Origin of the sequence: Flavobacterium tructae (assembly GCF_001853485.1) — a bacterium.
GTDB classification, from domain to species: domain Bacteria; phylum Bacteroidota; class Bacteroidia; order Flavobacteriales; family Flavobacteriaceae; genus Flavobacterium; species Flavobacterium tructae.
Genome location: NZ_MIKE01000011.1, coordinates 791244 through 813263, shown reverse-complemented (window position 1 = coordinate 813263; position 22020 = coordinate 791244). Strand labels below are relative to the sequence as shown.

Sequence of the window (22020 nt, the reverse complement as noted above, 5' to 3'; positions counted from 1 at the left end):
ATTTTGTTATCTGTATAAAGTGAAATGTCCTACAAACTCACGTGCATCTTTCTCGTCATTTAATTTAAGAACATACCAGTAATCTCCTGATGGTAATTCGGCACCATTGTATCTACCGTCCCATTTTTGTCCGTAACGGTACTTGGCAATTACACGACCGTATCTGTCGAAGATTGAGAATTCAAGGTTGTTGTAAATGTTTGTACAACCAGGACCCCAAGTGTCATAAACACCATCTCCGTTTGGAGTGAAGTAATTGTCAAGACACACATCTACATAAACTGCATGAACTGTTATTGTTGCTGTACATCCGTTTTGGTCTCTTACTACTACTACATAATCTCCTGTTTTGTAGATTTTGTATTTGTTAGAAGAAGTAAACGGCTCTCCGTTGAAACTGTACTCGTAAGCAGGTGCTCCACCGGCTGCAGTAACCGAAATGATGTTCATTTCAGGTTTTCCTGTTGACTCAGCAAGTGTTAACTTCTCATAAGCTCTTATTTCAAAACTTGCCGTTGGCACTTTACATCCATTCGTATGTCTTGCTACAATGTAGTGCGTTCCAGGAGCAATATTGGTAAAGATATTTGCTGCCTGCCAAGGACCTACATCACTATCAAGTGAATAATCTATTTGTGTAAGATCTGTATTGCTCTCATCTACTGAAACGGTTACCATATTTGTTTGAGCGTTGTTCACACAATCATAATTGGTTACGGTAGTTGGATCAAGAACAACCGGTAAAGGCATGTTTTCTACAAATTCATTCACACATCCCTGAGCATCCTTAACGTAAACGGTATGAACTCCTCCTGAAAGATTAGTAAAATCAAATATAGTTTGAGTTGCCGTACCTTGTGTATACGTTCCGTTTTTATTGTCAAGACTTACACTATATGGTGCAGTACCTCCTTTAACTTCGATACTGAATGCTCCATCTTTATCTCCTTTACAAACTTCCGGAATCATAGAGTTTGGAAGTTCTGTAACGATTAAAGGTTTTGGCTGAGTGATTTCGATCTCATCGATAACATAACAACCATTTTCATCCTGAGCTATAACTGTATATTTACCTGGTGCAAGTTTATCAAATGTGTTTTTAACATCAAACTGATCTAAATCCGGTGATATTGCATATTTAATAACTCCTGTACCACCTGTTGCAGCAACTACGATCTGACCGTTACTTTCTCCAAAACAAGAAACATTGGTTGGTGTAAATGTAGCCTGAATAGCTGTAGCAGGTTGTTTAATTTCGATAGCGCCTGATGTCGCAGGACAATCACCACTAGCTACTTTTACAACATACGTTCCTATTGGAAGATCTTCGAATCTGCCAGTAGGTTGTGCCGGTCTAACCACACCACCTGCAGTATTTTCTAAAGTATAGATATAGTTTCCTAAACCACCTTTTGCATTTGCTACAATAACTCCTGTAGCTTCGCCCATACATTTTACTACTGCATTGGTCACATCTAATTCTATTACTAATGGCTCTAATGGATCGATTTTAACTTCGTTAGAAATTTTCGCCACACAACCTTTAGCATCTTTTACATAATATTGGTATTTACCCACTGGTACCGCGAAGGTAACAGAAGTTGCAAATGAACCAGTTGTTGTTGTAAAAGTCTGATCGGTACTGTATGTATATGGACCAGAACCTCCTGTTGCACTTAACGTAAGTGTTGATTGTGTATTACAAGTCTGTGTTGTTGCCAGCACTAAACTTGGAACTACTTCTGTTGGTTCTGTAATTACAACATTTGCTGATGTTGCAGAACATGTAAATCCGTCAGTAACTGTGATACTGTAAGTTCCTGCCGGTAAGCCTGTGAAAACAGGGTTACTTTGTGGACCTGATGAAACAACCGGATTTTCTGACAACATATTCAAGGTGTACATATAGTTACTTCCCTGACCACCTGTTGGAGGGTTTACCGTAATTATTCCAGACCTGTCTCCAAAACATGGTAATACTGAAGCTGTTGCTGTTGCACTAACCACAATTGGATCAGGAATCTTCAATGATTGTGTTGCTGATGCCTGACATCCTTTACCATCTTTAACATTAACTGTGTAATTACCTGCAGATAGTCCGGTAAAATTACCGTCTGTATTATTTGCAATAACTGCTCCGTTTAATACTAACTCATATTGGTAATTCGTATCCCAACCACCTGTTGCGGTAGCTGAAATTTCGCCATCATTATTACCTGCCACACAAGTGATTTCAGATTTTGTTGTTGTTACAACTAAAGCAGCGGTAGGCTGTCCTATTGAGAAAATAGTTGAAACTGAACAATATGGTTTGCCTACTAAAGTAGCGTTTACCGTATACTGACCTGCACGAAGACCTGTAATCGAAACCGGACCAGCATTTGCTGAACGAGTTAATGGAACATTTACAGGACCTGTAATTGTGTAATCAAATATACCTGCATCATCACTTGGAAGTTTTTGATTATCAACAAAAGTTAAGTTCACACTTCCATCAGCAGTTCCAAAACAAATTTCAGCTACTACCGGAGTAGCTTTAATCTCGAATGTATTTGGATTAGTTACGTAATGGGCTTTCTCAATTTTACATCCAGTTAACGAATTCTCAACTGTAATTAAATAGTTACCAATTGGTAATGCTGTAAACACTCCTGTCGTGTTAGTATCAGTAAAAGTACTTCCGCCTATTCCCTTAATAGTGTAAACTATTTGAGTCGGTGTCGGTGTACCACCCGTTACACCAGCTTTAACAGTAATGTCTTCATTATTTACACAAGTAATGTCTTTATCCACTGTTACTGTAACATCGTCCAGGCTAATAAAAGGCTTAATATCGATTACCGATGTCGATGATCCAACACAACCTTTATCGTCGAAAACATTTACAGTATAAATTCCTCCTGTAAGATCAAATACAGTATAAGTATTTGAAGTACTATTTTGAACTTCAACCCCATTTTTCATGAATTGATATAAAACATACTTACCAGATCCTCCAGTTACAGTATTTACTGTAATTGTCGCATTTGTATTTGTGTTTGTTCCTGCTGTACAACCAAACTGAGTAAATACAACATTAGAAACAACAATTGGAGCTGGTTCAAAAATTTCAACATCTTCTAAATCTTTACATCCTCTTCCAGATGTAACTGTTACTGTATATTGACCTTTTGGTAATCCTGTGAACACATTTGAAGTTTGATTAGGTCTAAGAACTGGTCCCGCTGTAATACTGTAATAGTAAATTGGGTTGTCATTTCCACCTGTTTCATCAATAGTTGCAGTGATCGTTCCATTAGTAAATGTATTACAAGTAACATCTGTGTGTGCTAAAGTAAATCCTTTAATTGGAGTCGCAGGTATAATTTCAAATTTAACGGTTCTGGTACAACCTGTAGTCACATCTGTTACAGTAATTGTATGGTTTCCAGGACCGATATTGGTAAATATTCCTGATGTCTGACCAAAGTTTCCGTTTAGGCTATAGCTATAATTTGCTGGGGTTGAACCACCAGAAGCTGTAGCTGTAATAGCTCCATTGTTAGTGTTACAGTCTGGTAAAGCTGTGATCTTAACATCTAAAGCCAAAGCTGGGAAAATATTAACTACTGCTGTCGTTTTTACTTCACAACCATTTCCATCTTTTACGGTTACATCATAAGTACCAGATGTACTTACTGTAAATGTTGGGCTGGATTGGAATCCACCACCAATACTATATTCAATTGGTGCTACACCTGTAACTCCTGTAATCGTAAAGGTATACGTTCCGTTTAATGGATCCGGGCATTGGCTAAATGGTGCCACTGACGGAGTTGTTGGTAATGCATCTTCCACAATAGTTTGAGTTTTCATTACCGGACATCCGTTAAGGTCTTGTACATAAATATCCCAATTTCTATTTGCACCATTGTTAGTATCAACAGTAATAACATTATTTGTTCCAAAAACCGTTGGAGCCGCTGACAATGAAACAACTGCAGCATAACGATAAGCAGGAGTACCTCCGGTTGCTGTGATCGTTATTTGAGCCGTTTTATTGTTACAATTTGTATTTGTAGCAGTAGATGTAAAATCTAAAATTGAAGGCTCTTTAATCTCAAAGTCAACAACCTGATCCTGACATCCTGAAATTCTGTCTACTACTGTAAATGTATACTTACCTGCAGCTAAACCAGTGTAGCTTATAACATCACCTGTTTTAGTCGCTGTTCCGGCAACTGGTGCCAATGAATAGATATAATCAGCAGGCGTAATATAACCGCTTACAACAAATGATGCCGTACCGGTGCTTCCTCCATTACATAACACATCCGTTAATAACTGAGTAGTAGCTTTAATTTTATCAGATTCTTTAATCACGATAGCTTTTGTTGTACTACAACCATTAGCATCCGTAACTTTAATTTGATAAGTATTTGGTAATAATCCAGGGAAAATACCAGTTGTATTATTAGTAACAGCCGCTGCCGGTGAAACTATTTCGTATTTGTAAGGCCCTACACCACCTGTTACTGAATTTACTGTAGCAGTAGAAACTCCTCCCATAGTATTACAATAAATTGGTGTTGCTGTAATGTTCATATCAGTAGGAGGCGTGTAAGGATTTACCGTTACGTTTCCTGAAACTCTACATCCATTCGCATCAATTACAACATAGAACACTGTTCTAGGAGCTGTTATAGTGCTTACATTTAATGTTGAAGCATCTCCAAAAGTAACACCATTATCAAAACTGTATTTATATCCTGGTGTACCATTAGTAGCCGTTAAAGTTACTACAGCATCCTGTGGTGTATTAGTTACAGTACATCCAAATGGAGTAACTGCAGCAGTAGCATTCAAAATAGTTGGCTCTGAAATAGAAACTGTTTTACTCACTACACATTTCTTAGCATCTCTTACGTATACTGTATAAGAACCTTGACCTAATGTTCCGAAAATATTCGATGCCTGATATGTTGTACCATCAATACTATATTCGTAAGGAGCAAGTCCGCTACCGGCAGTAATTGTAATGCTTCCGTCGTTTCCTCCGTTACAACTTACGTTGAATTCCGAAGTAGCTATAGTAGGCATCACGATAGGATTCACCACTACAGGTTTTGAAACTGACTGACAGTTTTTATTATCTGTAACTCTAAAAGTATAAGTTCCTGCAATATTCGTTGTGTATGGAGATGTCGTTGGTGTAAACGGACCTCCATTAAATGAAACATCATAGTTTGTATACACCGTAGATCCCTGAGTCGCTGTTAATGTAACAGTTGCCATATTAGGAGCCGCACAGGTTAAATCCTGAAGTACCGCATCTAATAATAATTTCTGATCCAATTGGTAAACGTATGGAGTAGCTGCATCACAATTGTTAGCATCTCTTACGTAGAAAGTATAAGTACCAGGCGCGTTAAGCACAAAGTCTGGGCTTGTTTTAAATCCATTACCAATACTGTATGTTAATGGACCAACTCCATGACCTACCAAAGTAACATTTACTGGAGAACCATCGTAACAAACACCCGTAATTGGGTCAATTGATGGTAGAGGATCTGTCGCAATAGTCAATGGTAACTGAGCAATACATCCGTTCGCATCTTTTACATAAGCAATCCAAACTTTAGATGGATCTAAAACTGCGCTTGGACTAGTATTGTAAGCTCCTGCTGCCGGTGCCGTTGGGCTCACAGCATAAGCGTAAGTATAACCAGGCGTTCCACCTGAACCTACAACGCTTACTTTTGCACCAAAATTACAATTCGCATTAACATTAGAAACTAGTGTTAATAGTAATGGTGTTGCTGGTTGATTAACGTCCACATCTGTTGTTGCAACGCAACCTGTAGCTACGTCAACAACATCAATTTTATAATTACCTACTGCTAAATTAGTAAGTGTAACTTTAGGATTGGTATGTGTTCCCGCAACCGCAACTCCGTTAATAGAATACGTATAATTTGCTGCAAAGTTACCTACAGTGAACTCAACAGAACCATTAGGTGTTGCTGCTACTTCGTTACAACTTACATCTTTTATTAATTGACCAGAAACGGTAATATTGGTTACTGGTTTAATTGTTAATGATTTCTGGAATGAACATCCATTAGCATCTGTCACTTTGAAAACATAAGTACCTGGCAATAAACCATTGAAAACATTCACCGTTCCGTTATCAACTGCGTTTGCAGTTGGTGAAACGATTTCATATTTTGTAATCGCATATCCACCCGCTACAGTAACTGTAATACTTGTTGCAGGAGCATTACAAGTAATTGCAGCACCCGTAAAAGTTAAATCTGTAATTTTTTGGTATGGATTAACTGTTACTGTATCATCAAATAAACATCCGTTAGCATCTTTTACATAATAGTGAATAGTCTGTACTGCACCATTGTCTAATACTGTTAAGGTATTAGCGTCAAAATAGTTAGCAGAACCATCAAAATTGTATTTGTAAGGTGCTGTTCCTGTACCTGCTGTAACATTTACAGTTACGACAGCTGGCTGCGCAACATTACTTGTATTACAAGCGTAATCTGTAACCGCTGCAGTAGCCGCTAATGTTAGTGGCTGACCTACTGTAAACGGTTTAGATGCTGAACATCCTCTGCCTGAAAACACTGTAATTGTATAAGTGTCCGCAGGAAGATTTGAGAATACATTATCTGTTTGTACCATTCCTACCGGAACAGGCAAAATAGAATAAGTATAAACCGGGTTATCGCTTCCGGCAGCTAAGTTTACGGTAATAGTTCCGTTACGTGAGCCATTACAAGTAGCATTCGTTACTACAGCATCAAAATCTACTGGTGTTGGTGCAGAAAGCTCAACCGGAGCTGTTGCAGTACATAGTGTATTTGTATCTGTAATTGTTATCGTGTAAGTTCCGGCAGGAACTCCCGAAATAACATTCCCAACAACAGTTCCAACAGGAGGCGCAATACTATAAGTAAACGGTCCTGCACCACCAATTGGTGTTAATGTTATAACTCCGTCATTGTTCGCACAAGTCGGCAATGCTGTTATCACTGGTGTTACACCTAGTGGTTTATCAATCGTAATTGATTTAGTATCAACACATCCGTTTGCGTCTTTAATTTTAATTGTATTTAATCCTGAATTAAGACCCGTTACGTCATATGGTACAACTGTTGTAATAGTAACAGGTTCATATACGCCACCGTTTACACTAATTTCGTAAGGCGAAATTCCTGCTGTAGTAAGAGAAACTCTAACCACATAGGCTCCTTCAGCCACACATTTATTTACAACTGATAATGCAATAACCGGACTAGGATCCAAGCCTATTGTTGTATTAACTCTATCTATACATCCTTTTGCATCTCGTACAACAATATCCCAATTTTGTCTTGTAGTATAATCTAAAACCAAAACATTACTAGTTCCAAAAGTTGTTGGCGTAAATCCAGGAGCACCCGCTGCGTACTCATAAGGTCCCGTACCACCAATAGTGGTTAGTGTAACTTGTGCACCAACATTACAAGTAGCATTCACATTTTTTGTAATTGTTGTTTTAAGCGGTTGAACCGGTTGTGATACTGTAAAACTAAATGTAGTAGAACAAAGTGTTCCTCCTGCCTCAGTAACTCTCAGAACATAATTTCCTGCTTTCAATGTTGAAATAGTTCCAGAAACCGGGCCGCCTAATGGACCAGTTAATGTGCTATTAATTGCCGGTGAAACCGGTAACAAGGTTAAAGCATTTAATACTTCATAATTTACTGTAGTAATTGATGGATCAAAATCCCTAACAGTAAACGTCAATATTCCTGTTGAAGTTCCATTACAAGTAACATCTGTTACAGTTGTTCCTGTAACTTTTATACTTGATGGTGGTGGAGGCGTTGTAAATTCTAAAATAGAAATACAATCATTAATATCTTTTACTTGTAAAAAGTAAGTCGTTCCATGTTTTAAACCTAAAAAGGTATAAGTTGGACTCGTTTGTGCAGGGCTTTCTGTTAAAGGTTGTCCAAAAATAGAGTATTTATAATCCGGCGTACCACCTGAAGTAGTTACGGTAACATTCACACCTGTAGCACAATTATTTGAATCTGCAACAGCACTCATCTTTAAGTAAGGAGGTGTTTCAATTCTCAATTTACCACTTCTGTATTCACAACCATTTGCATCAACAACAGTAATATAATAATCTCCAAAATTCAATCCTGCAAATTTATAAACAGGTGTTGGATTTACTGTAGATGTTTCTGTGTAGGTTGCAATTTGTGTAAAAGCATTATCGTATAATGTATATACATACGGAGCTGTTCCTCCTGATGTTACATTAACATCAAAACTACCAGGCGTATTTAAATTACATAAAATAGCATTACGTACGATGTTAACAACAATTGGAGCTGGATTAACCAAAGTAATTGTTGCAGGTACTGAAGTACATCCTTTAGCATCTTTTACTACATAAGTATACGTTCCGGAAGCTAATCCTCCAAAAACTTTTGTAGTTACAAAAGTAGTACCTCCATCAATACTGTACGTAAATGGAGAAACTCCGGCTGTAGCTGTCAATGTTACAGAACCATCTGTATAACCGTTACAGGTAGGATCAACTTTTGCAGCAGTTCCTGTTACTGTTTGTGGTGATGTCACTACAACTTTGTTGGTTATTTTTGTACATCCACTAGCATCTGTTACCTGGAAATAATAATCTCCGGCAGTATTTGTTGTAAATGTATTTCCAATCAAATCAGGAGATGTTCCAAAAGTCACACCATCCGTAGAAACTAAATAAGTGTAAGGCGCTAAACCTCCTCCGGCATTAACTGTAATTGTTGCATTAACAGGAGCAGCACAAGTAATGTCTTTCACTAAAACTGCACTGGCTGTTAAAACAGAATTTACTGTCACTGTAACCGTATCTGTACAGTTATTTGCATCTTTTACCGTAATCACATAAGTACCCGGTGACGTTACTGTAAAAGTATCTGCAGGAGATGGTGCAACACCACTGCTAATAGAGTAGGTTAAAGGAGCAATACCTCCTGTTCCTACAGCTTTGATACTAAATGAAGTTCCTGTAGAGGTACATTGGTTAGTAACCGAAGCCGTAACATCCGGAACTGCATCTTTAATAATTGCTGCGTCTAATTTAATCACACAACCATTTGCATCTTTTACCCAAACATCCCAATCTGAGATAGCAGGATCAAGATTAGCTGTGTTACTTGATTTATAATCTGTCGATACAGGAGCCACATTATTGTGTACAAATGCATAAGAATATGTTGGCGTTCCACCAGTAGCATTAACTGTTACCTGTGCATTTGGAACATTACAATTAGCATTTACAATTGTAAGCGTTCCTCCTAATGGATTTACTGGCTCTGTAATCGTTATTGATTTGTTTGCCTTACAATTTGTTGTATTATCTGTTACTTCAAGGTTGTAAGTACCCGCAACTAATCCGTTTAAGGTAATCACATCTCCTGTTGTTACATTTGTATATGGCAATCCTGCAGGAGTAGATGTTATTACTACTGCATAATTTCCTGTAGCACTAAATCCGGAAATACTGAATTTTGCAGAACCGGTATTTCCTCCTTTACATAAAACATCGCTTAATTTTGATTCAGCAACTGCAATTGGAGTTAATGGAAGTACTGTATAAGATTGAATAGCAAAACATCCGTTTGCATCTGTTACTTTAAAAGTATAAGTGTCTGCCACTAATCCTGTAAATACTCCCGTCGTAGCACCTGTTACGTTTGAAGTTGCAGAAGCCGGTGCTGTGATAACATAAGCTAAAGCTCCTACTCCATTTGATGTTGTAACAGTTACAGTACTGGTAGTACTTGTAGATGGCGAGCATAGAATTGCACTACCTGATATTGAAACAATAACAGGAGGATCCAATTTCTTAATGGTAATTTGCTGAACCGCAGTGGTACATCCTTTAGCATCTTTAACAGAATAGCTAATGATTTGATCTGATCCGTTATCGTTTACTGTTAACGTATTTGCAGCAGTATATCCACTTCCGTTAAAACTGTACGTATAAGGAGCTGTACCGTCTGCTGCTGTAATGGTTACAGTAGCAGATTGTTTTGTATTAGTAACACTACAAGTAAAGTTAGTAGCAGTAGCACTTGCTGTTAATTTTATAGGTTCACCTATTGTAACATTAACACTTCCTGTACATCCTTTACTGTCTTTTACATAGAAAGTGTAGTTACCTGCTAACAGATTTTCAAATAATGAAGCCGCTGCAAAAGTAACATTGTCTTTACTATAGGTATATCCACCTGAACCATTAGCACCTGTTAATTGAACAGTACCTGTTGCAGAACCGTTACATGAAGCATCAACTTTTACAGCAGTTACTGTAGGAGGTGCAATAGGAGCTACGGTAGCAGATGTTGCAGTAGTACATCCGTTTGCATCTGTAATTGCAAATGTATATTTATCAGCATTAGCAGAAGCAACAGAAATTGTAAACGATGTTCCGGTAACATTAATAACTCCGCCAGGAGTTCCTGAACCTTTCGCTACAGTATATGTATATGGAGTTTTTCCTCCGCTAATATCAACTTTAATCGTTGCATTTGGAGTTGCACTACAATCTAATTCTTTAGTAACCTCTGCTAAGGCACCAACTTTAGGATAAACTACTACAGGAACTGCAGCAGCTGTTGTACAACCATTTTTATCTTTTACCGTTACGGTATAAGATCCTGCACTTACTGTAAAAGTATTGCTAGTCTGGAAATTAGTTCCATCAATACTATATGTTAAAGGCACTAATCCTGTAGCAGTAGCTGTAATTGTAAAACTTGAAACGGATCCTGTCTGACATTGATTGTCAACCACCACACTGGTAATAACCGGTTTAGCGTCAACATCAATTTTTACAGGAACGTTATCCAAACAACCGTTCGCATCTTTGATATAAACAACCCAGTTTAATACCGTTCCGTTAACCGTATCAACTGTTAGAACATTATTTGAAGCATAAACCGTAGGAACCGGAGCACTTTGTCTTGCTACTGCATAAGTATAATTTGGTGTCCCTCCTGCTCCGGTTGCTGTAATCTCAGCTGTAAATTTGTTACAATTTACTGTAGTGGCTACAGCAGTCACATCAACAGCTGCAGCTGACTGCGTTAAAGTTACTGTATAAGAAGACTGACATTTTGTTAATCTGTCTGTTGCAGTAATAGTATATGCCCCTACAGGCTGAGCAGTAGGAACTGCAACAGTAGTTGTAGCCGCACTTACACCAGTTGCTTGCTGAATGATTGTATTGGCAGCGTTCTTAATAACATAATCATATCCGTTTGCCTTAACACCGTTTACTGTAAATTCAATAGTTCCGGTAGAACCAAAACACTGAATATTTGTAAGTACTGAACCACCTGTAACAATATCTGACGTTGCTTTAATAGTATGTCCTTTTGTGAATGAACAATTAGTAGCCGTATCAGTTGCCTGGAAGATATAATCTCCCGGAGTCAGTGATGTAAAGTTTCCGGTTGTATTTGTCGCAGGGTTAAATCCGGCAGGACCAGAAATAATCTGATAGGTAACATTTGCTGTACTTCCAGTTTTTACCGCTGTCAAAGTTACACGTCCACCAGCCGGAACTGTAGAACAATCATATCCACTATCAACAATAGTGATATCTGTAATTGGTTCTAAAGCGCCAATTGTAATTGACAATGGTCCAAACTGACAGTTATTTGCATCTCTAACATATGCCGTAACTGTTCCGGCAGCTGTTGTTGAGTAAGTATTCGTTGTTGTAAAGTTTGCCGTTCCGTTGAAACTGTAAGTATAAGCACCCGTTCCTCCAGAACCAGTAACAGTAACTACCGCTGGTACAGTACTTGGTGTACCACATTTAATAATAGTAGCTCCAATAGTTCCAGACACGGCAGTTGGCTGCGTTAAGGTAATATTTCCAACAGCAGAAGTACATCCTTTACTGTCTCTTACTTGATAAGAATAGCTAATATTTGGATCTAAACCGGAATATAATGAAGTTGTTGACCAACCTAAATTATTAAAATTGTACTCATATCCGCCTGAACCTCCTGCTCCAACTAACTGTACACTACCATTTTTAAGACCATTACAAGTAATTTGTGTTGGATTAGCAGTAACTGTTGGATTTGTAATAGGACTTATTGTAGCATCTATATAGGCTTTACATCCTTTAGAATCTGTAATTTCAAAAGTATAAAGTCCGGCTGTTGGTGCAGGATAATTAAACGTATTACCTGTAACATTTACACTGGCACCGTAAGCACCTGCGTCTTTTTTAACTTTATAAGTATAGGCTGCAACTCCATCTGTAATGTCAACTTTAATTGTTGCATTTGGAGTTGTACAATCCAATGTTTTTGTAATAGAGGCTGCTGCTTTTAACTCAGGAGCAATTACAATTCCGTTTATGGTAACCGGACAATTATTACTGTCAGTAACTGTAATCGTATGTGTTCCTGCTCCAACATTTGTAAATGTATTGCTGGTTTGTGCAGGTGCACCATTTAAACTATACGTTAGAGCTCCTGTACCTGTAGCCGTAACAACAAGAGTTGCTCCTTTAGTCCCGGTAACGCAATAATCACTAGTAGCAGCTAAAGATGCTGTTGGCATTGTTGGTGCAACAACATTAACCTGTGCAGATGCGCTTGAAGAACATGTATATGCATCACGTGTTACAACTGTATAGGTACCGGTAGGAACATTTGCAAATACGCCAGAATTCTGGAATGCAGTTATTACCGTAATACCATTTGCTGCTCTTAATTCATATTGATATGCTGGTGTTCCACCTCCTGCAACTGCTGTAATAGTTGCTCCTGTAGTACAAGTAGCTGTTTTTGTAACACTTGCCGTAATTGTTAATGCAGCAGGAGTACCTACTGGCTGATCGAATGGGAAACTACAAGTTCCGGCTTTATTGTCATAACGAATTAAAATATTATACGTTTTACTCGTCAAGTTTTTAACTGTAACCGGTGAAGTTTTAGAATTTACCCATGTTGCACCATTATCTAAAGAGTAATCAAAACCATAAGTGGCATCAAAATTTTGTGCAGATAAGGTAATTTCTCCATTATTAGCACCATTACAGGTTACATCTTTATGACCTACGATTGAAGCTTTAAAGGCTTTATCTGTTCCAATAACAATTGGGAAATCTTTCTCGGCTCCACAAACCTCCGGAATCTGACGTACCCAAATATCATCAACCGCTAAATCATTACCAGAAATAACCTGGCTGTATGATAAGATAACAAAATCAAGAGAAGTATTATTTCCAGGATTTAAAGTTAATACCTGGCCGCTTCCAAGATCAGTTGTATTATGCCATTTCTCATCTCTAGGAATACTTTGTGTATCCTTTGATGCTCCTGGTATAAGAACTCCGTTTTTCTGAAGTTGTATGGTTAATCTTGGAGAAGGTAAATTATTATTTTTACTTAATAAGTTAAGCATATAAAGTGATACCTGTATGTCCTGATTTGGAATAACGTCATTGATGGTTTTTTTATACAAAACACCACCTATTGGTACCACACCTCCAACATTAACGGCTAAAAATCTTCCGTCTTTTATTTGTGGTGTATTGTTAATAACCGCTGTATTATCTTTAGGCAAATTCCAGTTAAAACCTGCTACGTGCTGTGGCAACAGAGCCTGAGTCACAACATATTCCCCATCATTAAGCAAAATTGGCATATAACCTCCAATACCGCAATCTTCTACAGCATCTTGCTTTTCCCAACAATAATTAGGGTGAATACCCGGAGTCGTTGTATCTGGTCCTCTGCCAAAATCCTCTGTTAATAAGTTACTGTAAGTAGGTACCGTAGTAACTTTGTATTTAACTTTTATAGTATGTGTTCCTGAAGGAACATTTGTAAAGACATTATTTGTAATTGGCGTGTTAGGCGTTCCGTTAATATAATACTCGTACGTATAATTGTTTGACGGATTTGTAACCGTAACCGTAGTTGATGCCATACCATTACAGCCAAAAACAGGATCAGCCACTGTGATCGTTGGATCGGCAGGTTTAGGATCTAAAGTAACCTGATAAGGAATTTCGAATATACAGCCTAAAGCGTCTTTAACCTGTAGAATAAAATTACCCGGCAACACGTCTTTTTCATTTGATGCCTGCCATGTAAGACCACCATCAAAACTAAATTGATAAGCAGGAGTTCCACCCTGAACGTTATTGATACGCAGTTTTCCTCCCTGGTTTGCACCGCTACCGTCAGGTAGTGTACATCCGGCCAAAGCCGCAACTCCGGCAGAAGCCGAAATAGCAGAAGTTGGTCCTGTAATTGTTATCTTTTGTACAGGATCTGTACAATACTTGATTGGCGTTCCTATACCGTATCTTACAACTACGTCATAAGTTCCCGGCTGTAAATTAGAAAAAACAGGATTAGATTGAAAAGTTACACCACCATTAATACTATACCCCATTGTGTACCCGTTTGCTCCGGCAGTAAGTTTTACTTCTATCTTAGAGCTTCCATCATAACAATTACTATTGGTATGATCAATAGTATAAGCAGGTTTTGCATTATCAGGAACTGTAATTGTTCTTACTATGGTACAGTTGTTTTTATCTACAATTTTAATGGTATAAAGTCCCGGAGCTGTTACCACAAACTCATTACTGGTTTGAAAAACAGTATCGCTGTTTATAAAATAGTTGTAAGGTGAATTACCTCCTTCTGTTGTGATTCTGATTTTTCCATCACTACATGCAGTAAGAGGTTCTACTAAAGCAACTGTCGCTTTATACTCATTCCAAACCTTACCAACATATATGTACTTAGTATCTTTACAACCATCATCTGTTGTAACTTCTACGACATAATTCTGGTCTGTATTTAAATTATCAAAAGTATATTCAGAATCCGGCACCGGTCCAACATTCGATAATAAAGTTCCATTATTATAAAGTTTATAATAATATTGTGCATTAGCATCGTTTACAGCTACTTTAATTTTACCTTTTTCACCATAACACAATGGCTGTGTTACCTCTTGTACTACGTTAAAATTCCTTTGTCTGATTTGAATATTCGGAACTGTAAAAATACACGTGTTACCTGTTACACCTGCCAGTCTTATATATACTGTATAGAAGCCCGCAGTCGTAACATTAAATACATTACTAGCCTGATAAGTTGTACCATTAATACTGTACTCATATCCGGCAGGAACACCTCCTACTGTAATCGTACCTGGTTTACCACAAATAATGTCCGTATGTTTCTCTGTAGGACTTAATGAATTGGTGAAAACATTAAAATAAAAACGGTTAAAACAACCACCGGCATAGTTTAATGTTAATCGATATTGTCCGGCAATTTTAGCCAAATAATTTGGTCCCGTTGCAACCTGAGTCCACGAACAAGAAGTTCCTTCGTTAGCACAATTTGGACTACTTGGCGCTGTACAACTTGCTTCATCTAGTTTTTCCCAAACAAGAGTAGAACCATCTGAGATATGCGTTTCAATTAGTCTCGAATCATTTGCACCACATAAGAAAAGATTAGGTAACTCTTTTCCATTATTTGGACAAATTAAGACCTCTCCTTTATACGGAGCTTTTGCATAAGGAATTACAGGGTTTGTATTTGTAGCACCAAATCTGGTTACTGTAATAGCCTGATAAATTGATCTACAAGGTGCCGCAGCCAAATTGTATACATAATAAGTTCCCGGATCTTTAACAGTAAGTGTCTGTCCTGTTCCGATTTGTTTTGTACGGGCTTCGTCACTATACCAGGTATAACTTGTATATCCGTTTGCTGCAACTAAATCTACAGTGTCTTTACATAAAGTAACGTTTGCTGTATACTTACAACCATCAACACCTACTAAAAAGTTAGTCGCTTTTGGAGTTAATATACATCCTGTATTGGTATTGACACTCGGATCATCTGAAATTTGGAAATCAGGATTTAAAGTTCCTTTGTAAGTGGCATATGCAGAGTTATCGATACTATTAGAACATGCTTCACTCAAGGAATTACAATCCGGAACAACTTTAACTTTAAAGCTGATCACTTTTTCTGTTAGAGTATTGGCTTTAACAATAGATTCGTCTACTTTAAAAACAATGCTTCTGGTTGCAGGATCATAACTTTGCACCGTTACTCCAGTTGGCAACGGGTTTAAATCTGCAGGGTAATTAAATATAATATTAATTGGCAGCTGATCTCTAATGGTTAAAGATTTAGCATCATCATTACCTGAGTTTCTAATACCAATTTCATAATTTAATTGTTGCCCCAATACTACATTCTGGCCTCCAATATCCGTTCCTGCCGAATTTTTAACAATTTTCGTCAGTACAATATGAGGCTCAATAATATCTACCGCAAATGCATTAAAATAATAAAAGTAAACGTCCTGAGTACTTCCTAATCTAATATTTGCCGAAGTCTCATTATTATCAATAACAATACCTCCCGGTTTCAAAAGGGTACCGGGGTTATTAATATTTAAAATACCCGCATCATACCCTAAGGTGTTAGTACTGGCAGGGTTTCGATTTAAGAAATCTTCTGTTTTATCTGTAGCCGGATCAACGTAAGTTACACTACTATTAAAGAAGTTATTTGAAGCTCTGATAGCTGTATTTGCAGCATTTGTAGCACTAATTGGAATTCCGTTAATTTGCAGATAATCCCCTGCAATTGGCTGATCCCCCTCTAAAGCAGCAAAAGCGAATTTTACACGAACCGGACCTTTAGGAATGGTCTTGAACCCTGAAACAGGAATATCTAAAGTAGTTGCCCCTCCAATTCCGCTAAAACCGTCAAATGATGTAATATATTTGGCTGGCAAAGTTGGGTCTTCATAAACGATAAAAATAGACCAACCTGCTGATAAACCTGTTCCTCCATTAGAACCCTCACTAGACTTAACATTTGCAACGGTATACAAACCTTGTGCATTAGCCTGTCCGGTCACTAAAGAAGTAATATCTGCATAACATGCATATGCTTTGTTATTGTCACCACCAATTGGGGCTGCATTAGCATCATACACGATCTGACCTGTAATATCATTATAACCACCTGTTGGTAGTTTAAGCTTTACTTTTTCAATGCCTGTACGATCATTTTGCTGTAGGATCGCTCCCCAATACAAACCTGCATAAACAATTTTATAACAAGCCGGTTTTGGTACAGTTAAAGTCGCACTACTCGAACTGAAAGTACTGTTGTCATTATCGATATCAATATATTCCATACTGAAATCAGAATTGTATCCGGAACCATTATAGGCATCTTCCGGATCCCTGTTATTGGTATTTCTATTTAGAATATTATTACCAATAAGCAACATGTCTCCTTTTAGCCTCTTGTCAAATCTCGGAGTAAATGACTTAAGATTCTGAGAAATTACAACGTAACTTTGAAAAAAAATCAAAGCTAATAAAATCAATCTTAGGTTAGTAGGTTTTTTCATAATCTTCATTTTGTTTTTGCCTTCTCTTTTATTTTTTAAGGGGCGTTAAAAAATAAATCAAAGCATTCTGAAACATTTATAATAGATGTCCTTCTCAAAAATAAAAAGGACGGGGCTTTATTCTCAATAATTATATTAATTCTCCACTTTCACAATTGCCATTTTTCCATTGTATGGCTTAGTCCCTTTTGCTTCCAGCGCTTTTGTAGCTTCTGACAGTCCGTCAAATTTCTCATAATAGATGTAATACTTACTTGTCGTTACATTGTAGAAGAAATTAACATCTGTACGTCCTGCTGCAACTGCTTTAGCGAGGAACTGATCGCGTTTTTCAACACTGCTGTGAACTGCAATAATTAAATAATATCCACCATCAGCATTCTTAATATTCTTGATAATCTGCATATTTGATTGGTCTTCACCGAAATCAAAATCACTTGCTGTTAGAGGCGTACTGCTTAATTTTGTTGTTTCTCTAATACGCTTAAGAGCGGCAACATCCTGTGCATATCGGCCCTGATCATTCTCATATGCTGCACGTTTGATTCGACGTTTTTTCTCAATTTCAGTCTCAGCCTTGATACGTTCTAAATTAGAAAGTAACGTTGCACTATCCTGTTCCATTTTCAATTGTGCTGCTTTTAACTCGTTTATCTTTTCCAGATAAGCCTTATTCAAAGCATCGTTTTTATTAGGAAACTTTTTAAGCCTTTCATTGTATAAATTAGTCAACTTCGCAATTTCATCTTTCTGTGCTTTATTTACTTCAGCAAGTTGAGATTTTAAAGCTTCTAGCTGACTGTTCTCAGCCGCCACACTTTTGAAAGGTTTTGGTTCTTTATAAATTCCTTTTTCACTTAAATCATTCTCTTCTCTTAAGTCGTTCAAGTCTTTTTGTTTACTTGCCACTGTTGTATTAAACTGTGACAATAAATCTTTCTGCATTTTACTTGCGCTCTCGATAGACTGAGATAAGTTATCTATTGCTTTCGCTGTATCATCTTTTGGAGCTGAAGCAGCTTTTGCAAGTGCATCGGCAGCAAGTTTAGCCTGAAGAGCTTCCGCATCGGCTTTAGCTTTAGCATCGGCAGCTAATTTTGCCAAACGAGCTTCTTCTGCTAATTGCAACTGTCTTGTTTCTTCCTCAGCTTTTAATCTTTCTGTTGCTTCAGCATCGGCCTTCGCTTTTTGATCCGCCAATAACTTCGCTTGTGCAGCTTCCATATCAGCTTTCGCTTTAGCATCGGCAGCTAACTTCGCTTGAAGGGCTTCTGCATCTGCTTTGGCTTTAGCATCAGCAGCTAACTTAGCCTGAAGTGCTTCCGCATCTGCTTTAGCTTTAGCATCGGCAGCCAACTTCGCTTGAAGAGCTTGGGCATCTGCTTTCGCTTTAGCATCAGCAGCTAACTTCGCTTGAAGGGCTTCTGCATCTGCTTTAGCTTTAGCATCAGCAGCCAACTTCGCTTGAAGAGCTTGGGCATCGGCTTTGGCTTTAGCATCAGCAGCTAACTTCGCTTGAAGAGCCTGGGCATCTGCTTTTGCTTTAGCATCAGCAGCTAACTTCGCTTGAAGAGCTTCTGCATCGGCTTTCGCTTTAGCATCAGCAGCTAACTTCGCTTGAAGGGTTTCTGCATCGGCTTTGGCTTTAGCGTCTGCTGCTAACTTCGCTTGGAGAGCTTCTGCATCGGCTTTGGCTTTCGCATCTGCTTTCGCTTTGGTATCAGCAGCTAACTTAGCCTGAAGTGCTTCAGCATCTGCTTTTGCTTTTGCATCAGCAGCTAATTTTGCCAAACGAGCTTCTTCCGCTTCCTGTAATTGTTTTGCTTCTGCATCTGCTTTCGCTTTCGCAGTTGCTTCAGCATCCGCTTTTACCTTCGCATCCGCAAGTAATTTAGCTTGTAAAGCTTCCATATCAGCTTTTGCTTTAGCATCAGCAGCTAATTTCGCCTGAAGAGCTTCAGCATCTGCTTTCGCTTTAGCGTCGGCAGCTAACTTCGCCTGAAGGGCTTCTGCATCAGCTTTCGCTTTAGCGTCGGCAGCTAATTTCGCCTGAAGTGCTTCAGCATCTGCTTTGGCTTTAGCATCAGCAGCCAACTTAGCTTGAAGTGCTTCTGCATCGGCTTTGGCTTTAGCATCAGCAGCCAACTTCGCTTGAAGTGCTTCTGCATCGGCTTTCGCTTTCGCATCAGCAGCCAACTTCGCCTGAAGAGCCTGGGCATCCGCTTTGGCTTTAGCATCCGCAGCTAATTTTGCCTGAAGAGCTTCCGCATCGGCTTTCGCTTTAGCATCCGCAGCCAACTTCGCTTGAAGTGCTTCTGCATCGGCTTTGGCTTTAGCATCAGCAGCTAATTTTGCCTGAAGAGCTTCCGCATCTGCTTTCGCTTTAGCATCCGCAGCCAACTTCGCTTGAAGTGCTTCTGCATCGGCCTTCGCTTTAGCATCCGCAGCCAACTTCGCTTTAAGAGCTTCTGCATCGGCTTTCGCTTTAGCATCCGCAGCGATTCTGGCTTGTCTTGCTTCTTCATCTGCTTTGGCTTTAGCTTCAACAGCTTGTTTTTCTTTTAAGGCAGCTTCTTCAGCGGCTTTAGCTTTCGCATCAGCAGCTAATTTTGCTTTATTGGCAGCATCTATACTTGCCTTTGTTTTTGCAGCAGCAGCAGCGGCGGCTTTAGCTTCAGCAGCCAGTCTCGCCTGAAGCGCATCTGAATCTGCTTTCGCTTTTGCATCCGCAGCTAAAATTGATTGTAAGTCTGCAGCTTCTGCTTTCGCTTTTGCATCTGCCTTACGTTTTGCTTCTGCAGCATCAGCTTTCGCTTTTGCATCTGCTGCTAGTTTTATTTTCAGAGCTTCCGCGTCAGCTTTTGCTTTAGCATCGGCAGCTAATTTTGCTTTTGCAGCGGCTTCCGCATCAGCTTTTGCTTTGTCAGCAGCTAATTGAGCCGGAGTTTTTTGTGGCGCTGTTGCCGGTTTATTCTCTGCCGCAGTTTTTGCTTTAGCAGCTTCAGCATCGGCCTTTGCTTTAGCATCTGCAGCTAATTTCAATTTCATTGCTTCGGCATCAGCTTTGGCTTTATCAGCAGCCAGTTGTGCTTGTGTTTTTTGTGGCGTCGCAGCAGGCTTATTTGCATTAGCAGCATTCGCTCTTGCCGCTGCCGCTGCATCTACTCTCGCTTTATTATCAGCAGCTAATTTTATCCTACGGGCTTCAGCATCGGCTCTTACCTTATCTGCAGCCAACTGCGCCTGTGTTTTTTGTTCTGCAGCAACAGCTCTGTTTGCCGTTGCAGTTTGCGCTCTCGTCGCTGCTGCAGCATCGGCTTTTGCTTTTGCGTCAGCGGCTATTTTTATCTTAAGTGCCTCGGCATCAGCTTTGGCTTTATTGTCTGCTTCTAATTTTGCTTTTGCTGCTGCTGCGGCATCAGCCTTCACTTTTTCGGCTGCTGCAAGTCTCACTTTTAGCGCTTCCGCATCGGCTTTAGCCTTAGCATCGGCAGCCAGTCTCGCTTTTTCTGCACCATCAGTTCTCTCAGCAGTTGTCGCTGATGACGGTTTAGCCATTACCGGTTTTGGTTTAGCCGGATCTATTAAAGAACCTTCTTCATCATCACCATAGTAATAGTTTTTATTCTTAAATTTATAAGCAATTGTAAATTCATGAGAACCTCCCATATTGGTAAAATTTCCCATTCCTTTTTCATAGTTGTATTCAAATGCGATACTTGGAGAGATATTAAACCCAAGACCGGCAGAAATCCCATATAATGTATTGTATCCTGCTTGAGCCCAAACTCCTTTTGGAATTGCAATCATTGCAAGTCCGGAAATTACTGTCTTACCTTTTTTAACTTCTGTTTTTACAATTCCTGAAAATTTACTTCTGTCAAAAAAACCAAAACTGTCAATGTATCCTGTATACATGGCATGCAACTGAATCGCTCTTTCAGGATCTTCTTTTACAATTCCGCCACCGAAATTATAAAGGATCAGATTGTTTACCGCTAGTCCAAAGTCAAGGAACTCTGTTCCGTAATTAACTCCCGGATTAACTGTAAGCAACGTATTTGATGGATAATCACCCATTAAAATATTTGGATCATTTGATATAATTTTTCCTTTATTCAAACTGCTTTGGTAAACCCCAACGTTCAAACCAAAAGTCAAATTACTGTCCTGTTCTAAAACGATGTTATGCGCAAAGTTTCCGATTCCTCCAAAGACCGTCATTAAACCATAATTTTGCTGAAACAGACCAAAAGCAAAAGCTTCATTTTCTCTGAAACGGCCTGAATAATTGGCTAAATAGGTGTTTGGTGCATTCTCAAACTGTACCCATTGTCTTTTATTATAAAAACTGGCATAAGCATTTGTTTCACGAACAAAACTAAAAGCCGGGTTAATTAAATATCGATTAAACTTTAAAGAATTTCTAATAGGCAACGAAAACGAAACAACTCCATCCTCATTTTTGTCCTGAGAATAGAGTGTATTTGAAAAACCGTAAAATAGCGTGATGAATAGTAAAATTTTCTTCAT

At 38.6% G+C, this 22020-nt stretch carries 2 protein-coding genes; both read right to left on the bottom strand.

The features are described 5' to 3' along the window. Positions 1–6: 6 nt before the first annotated feature. A complete protein-coding gene (locus tag BHE19_RS05460) occupies positions 7–17487 on the bottom strand; it encodes a T9SS type B sorting domain-containing protein (RefSeq protein ID WP_070906254.1) in 17481 nt (5826 codons plus the stop codon). A 135-nt stretch (positions 17488–17622) separates the two neighbouring features. Then, entirely contained in the window at positions 17623–22020 is a 4398-nt protein-coding gene (locus BHE19_RS05455) for a PorP/SprF family type IX secretion system membrane protein (protein WP_070906253.1), read from the bottom strand.

Excerpts from the sequence above, each read along its gene's own strand:
- BHE19_RS05455 (WP_070906253.1), bottom strand. The coding sequence starts at position 22,020 with ATGAAGAAAATTTTACTATTCATCACGCTATTTTACGGTTTTTCAAAT.
- BHE19_RS05460 (WP_070906254.1), bottom strand. The coding sequence starts at position 17,487 with ATGAAAAAACCTACTAACCTAAGATTGATTTTATTAGCTTTGATTTTT.